General features: G+C 37.0%; 5 protein-coding genes and 1 pseudogene. All 6 read right to left on the bottom strand.

The window, feature by feature from the left end:
• Positions 1 to 258 (bottom strand): annotated as a pseudogene (locus ACXJH6_RS03810) (hypothetical protein); the annotation flags it as partial.
• A gap of 10 nt (positions 259 to 268) precedes the next feature.
• Entirely contained in the window at positions 269 to 709 is a 441-nt protein-coding gene (locus ACXJH6_RS03805; protein WP_456470441.1) for a Sua5/YciO/YrdC/YwlC family protein, read from the bottom strand.
• Positions 696 to 1118, bottom strand: coding sequence for a flagellar export protein FliJ (locus ACXJH6_RS03800; RefSeq protein WP_456470440.1), 423 nt, complete (start codon positions 1116 to 1118; stop codon positions 696 to 698). Before ACXJH6_RS03800 ends, ACXJH6_RS03805 begins: the two co-directional genes overlap by 14 nt.
• Positions 1115 to 2362: an adenylosuccinate synthase gene (locus ACXJH6_RS03795; RefSeq protein ID WP_456470442.1), complete on the bottom strand. Its 1248-nt coding sequence runs from the start codon at positions 2360 to 2362 to the stop codon at positions 1115 to 1117. Before ACXJH6_RS03795 ends, ACXJH6_RS03800 begins: the two co-directional genes overlap by 4 nt.
• Complete coding sequence (locus ACXJH6_RS03790) at positions 2349 to 3164, bottom strand: ATP phosphoribosyltransferase regulatory subunit (protein ID WP_456470439.1); 816 nt, start codon at positions 3162 to 3164, stop codon at positions 2349 to 2351. The genes ACXJH6_RS03795 and ACXJH6_RS03790 overlap by 14 nt, the downstream gene beginning before the upstream one ends.
• 3 nt (positions 3165 to 3167) lie before the next feature.
• The coding region (locus tag ACXJH6_RS03785; RefSeq protein WP_456470438.1) for a pyridoxal-phosphate-dependent aminotransferase family protein at positions 3168 to 4206 on the bottom strand (1039 nt) is incomplete at its 5' end.

Below are 4206 nucleotides of genomic sequence, written 5' to 3'. Positions count from 1 at the left end.
ACCGAAAAATTTTTCAATAAATACACTTTTAGGGACGCATTCTTTATTCATACAAACTGAATGCGGATATAAAGAAATTTCAATAGATTTAAGTCCTTTATAAAGGATAATTTTTTTATATAAAAACCCCTCTTTTAAAAATCCCTGGTCCGCCATTTTTATTTTAGGGGTTTTAATAACGGCATACACCGGTCTTGTTTTAACGGCACATCCGCTTATAAAAAATATAATACCGGCTAAAAGCAAATATTTTTTCATTATTTAATCTTTAACGCATTTTTTTTATTTTTCTTTTAGAGAGTCTGTAAATTTTGGAAGGTTTCCCTTCATAAAAGCCCCTCTTATCCTCCACTATAATATCTGCATGTTCCCTGGCCCAGTTTTCATCAAACTTTTTACCATGGAAATTTGCCGAAGTGGAATACATCCATGTGAATTTTTTTAAAAATTCAAGATGCTTTTTATCTTTTACAACCCTGAAACTCTCTCCTTGCGGATATATAAACGTTGTTTTTGAAGCTCTTCGGACTCTTTTTTTATGAAAAGCCGGAACCCTTACAAAAGTTTTAAGGGTTTTAAAAGAATCAATTTCCCTCAATACCGGTTTATTTAAAGGTCTTTTTTTTATTTCGTTCAGTTTTTTCGAATTTTGAGACACAAACCCGACAGTCGTATCGGTCTGAACAAAATAAACTTTATCTGGGTTCACTCTGATTCCTTAGCAAAATAGCTATTTCATCCATTTCCCTCGCTTCTTTTAATCTCATCTCTTTCACCTGCTTTTTAAGCTCTTCAGCCTGAAGATATTTCATTTTTTCATAATCCATATGCGCTTTTTTAAGTTCGTTTAATAAATCGTTTTTTCTTGCATTAAGCATATTTATTTGCGAAATTAAATTTTCAATTTCGTTTTTTAAAAGATTTTGTTGCAGTTTTATCTGACTTATATGGGCAAAAGTACCCTTATCGGGTAAAGAAAAAGAAGAGAACTGTTTGTTAAGCTCTTCTATTTTGTTTTGAAGCTCTTTTATAGAGGAATTTATTTTTTGAATATCGTTTTCAATTTTTTCAACCTGCTGTTTTTTTATTTTTACGACACTGTCGAATTTCGTTTTCATCTAATTATCGTCGCGTCTCTTTCAGCACCCGTTGAGATGTATTTGATTTTAGTACCTATTTTATCTTCTATAAATTTTATATATTTTTTAGCGTTTTTGGGAAGTTTTTCCCAATCTCTTACATGAGAGCTTTTATCCCAGCCTTCAAGCTCCACATATACGGGTTTTACCCCTTCAAGGTCGCTTGGAAAATAGTCTATTACTTTTTTGTCTTTTTCGTAAGCTATGCATACTTTTACCTTATCAAATCCGTCCAAAACGTCAAGCTTCATAATAGCCACCTCATCGCATCCGTTAAGCGTTACCGCGTATTTTGCAGCAACCACGTCAAACCATCCGCATCTTCTTGGCCTTCCGGTAGTTGTTCCGAATTCAGCCCCCTGTTTTCTTATTCTCTCTCCCGCCTCGCTTAAATCTTCCGTAGGAAAAGGGCCGTTTCCAACCCTTGTGGCATATGCTTTTGCTATTCCTATTACTTTATTAAGTTTTTTTGGAGGAATTCCGCTGCCGGTTAATGCCCCGCTGGCAATTGTATTTGAACTTGTCACATAAGGATACGTCCCATGGTCGATATCAAGAAGTGTGGCCTGAGCACCCTCAAGTAGCATATTTTTATCAAAATTGTCCCAAAGATATTTTGTAGTATCCACTATCATATCTCCAAGCTCATCCTGCCACTCTTTAAGTTCACTTTCAAGCTTTTCGCGGCTTGGAATTTCAACACCCAGATAATCGAAATATCCTTTATTCATCTCATAATAATGACTTAGTTTTTCAAGAAGTTTTGGAATATCTTTCAGCTCTCCCATTCTCACACCCGCTCTTGCTATCTTATCGGCATACGCGGGACCGATTCCCCTGCCGGTGGTGCCTATCGCGTTTTTGCCTCTTAATTTTTCTCTTGCCTGGTCTATTGCTATATGGTGGTCTAAAATCATATGGGCCTTATCTGAAATTAAAAGCTTCTTTTTAATCTCTTCGCCGAAATTTTTAATCTCTTTTATAAGCTGAGGGGGATAAACCACAACCCCGTTTCCTATTACGTTTGTTGCGTTTTTATTTAAAACGCCGCTTGGCAGCAGGTGAAGAGCGTATTTTTTCCCGTCCACCACCACTGTATGACCGGCATTATGGCCTCCCTGGCTTCTTATTACGATATCATAGTTCTTCGCCACCAAATCTACTATCTTACCCTTGCCTTCATCACCCCATTGAAGCCCGACAATCAAATCAATCATCCAAATCCTTTAACAAATTATCAGTGTAAATTGAAAATCCGCTGCTTTTTATGCCTTCGACAATGTATTCACCGCCTTTTGCTATTACGTTGTTATTATGTATAAACCGGTAAAAAATACCGTTATAATATCTAAGATTTGCAACGTAAAGCGGCGCTAAAATAATATCATATTTTATCTTTTTACTTATCCCCTGAAGCTCTTTTAAATAAGTGGCTATTTCGTTTGGAAATCTTTTTAAATCTATTTCACGGGGAGAATTTACTTTTAAAAGTTCTTTAAGCCAAGGCTCTTTGAATTTATAAATTCTCATTTTTTTTATATCTTCAATATCAAGACCCGTTAAAGAACATACTGTTTTTGGGATTTGTATATGGGAAAGTATAAGAGGATAATTTTTATTCAGTCTTTTTAAAATATTGATATTGGTATTTAAAACATCGGCAAGAGCACCTTCCAGCCACTCGGCGCCTATCTGGTTTATTTCGGTTGAAGGGGCACGGAAAACCGGCTGAATATAAAACCATTTTTTTGCCTCGCTTTTTAATCTTTTTAAAACTATTCTTATAATATCAATCGAACTGTCGCCTCTTAGCGCCAGCGTTCTGTTTTCAGAGTCCGTAAACCTTATCAGCTCTTTTTCATCCAGTGCCTCTAGCTGATGATACGAAAAATAAGGGCTTACTATCTCCTCGTATTCCTCGTTTTCAAAAACCTCGCTTGCAAGCTTTTCTATTTCCCTTTTTATTTTGGCTTTTTTGCCGAAATAAAGCTTAGCGCCTTCCGGAATATCATGAGCGAATATCATAATCTACCTTAATTTTTCATTACTGTAAACTTTTACAGCAGTCCCGTCGTATTTTCTGATGCCAAGTTCATCCAAGGCACACTCTACGCTGTTTAAAATATGCTCCATTTTATAATCTTCAATAATTCCCATATTGTTTATTCTAAACAGTTTTCCTTTCATAAAATCCTGACCTCCGGCAACGTTTACTTCATATTTTGTTTTTAAAATTTTCCTAAGCTCTTCGGCTTTTTCAAAATATACAGCCGCCATAGAAAGAGCGGGAACCTGAGGGAAAATACTAAGCCCTATCGCTTCAACAGCAGCTATTACGGCTTTATGTCTAAGTGCCGTATTTTCATAATGTTTTTCAAGCCCGATTTCTTCAAGCTTTTTCATAACTTCGTTTAACGCGATTATATGGTTTGTAGCCGGTGTAAAAGCGGTTGTACCTTCACGCTGTTTTTTTATTTCGTTTGCCAGATTAAAATAAAATCCTTTTCCACTGCCTATTCTCTCAACAGCCGCTTCACTAAGCCCTATCATAGCAAGACCCGGAGGCAGCATAAACGCTTTTTGGCTTCCTCCTATTACAATGTCGATATTGCTTGTGTCTATATCCTCGACTCCAAGAGCCGTAATTCCGTCAGCCACTACGATTATGTCATCTCTAATCAGCTCAAGTTCAGCCGCAATCTCTTCTACCGGATGTCTAAGCCCGCCGGCACTCTCGCTGATTTGAATAAATACGGTATCGATATTTTCATCGTCTTTTACAGCCGCTATCACTTCATCTGCGCTTGCCGGAGTATCCCAGTCGTATTTGAGTTCTTTATAAGGAATATTGAAAGCTTCGCAGATTTTACCCCATCTCTCACCGAATTTCCCGGCATTAATCGTCAGTGCTTTTTTCTTAACGGTATTAATTACGGCCGTTTCCATAGCACCCGTCCCGGAGCTTGTAAGAAATACGGCTTCAGGAAGGTGGGTAATTTTTTTGAACCTCTCAAGAGCTTCAAGTAAAATTGCCTTAAATTCAGGCGTTCTGTGATGAATCGTCTCT

This window comes from Caminibacter sp., assembly GCF_053999135.1.
Note: the sequence above shows the minus strand (reverse complement) of the source record. Positions and strands in the feature narration are given on the sequence as shown.

Excerpts from the sequence above, each read along its gene's own strand:
- ACXJH6_RS03800 (WP_456470440.1), bottom strand. The coding sequence starts at position 1,118 with ATGAAAACGAAATTCGACAGTGTCGTAAAAATAAAAAAACAGCAGGTT.
- ACXJH6_RS03790 (WP_456470439.1), bottom strand. The coding sequence starts at position 3,164 with ATGATATTCGCTCATGATATTCCGGAAGGCGCTAAGCTTTATTTCGGC.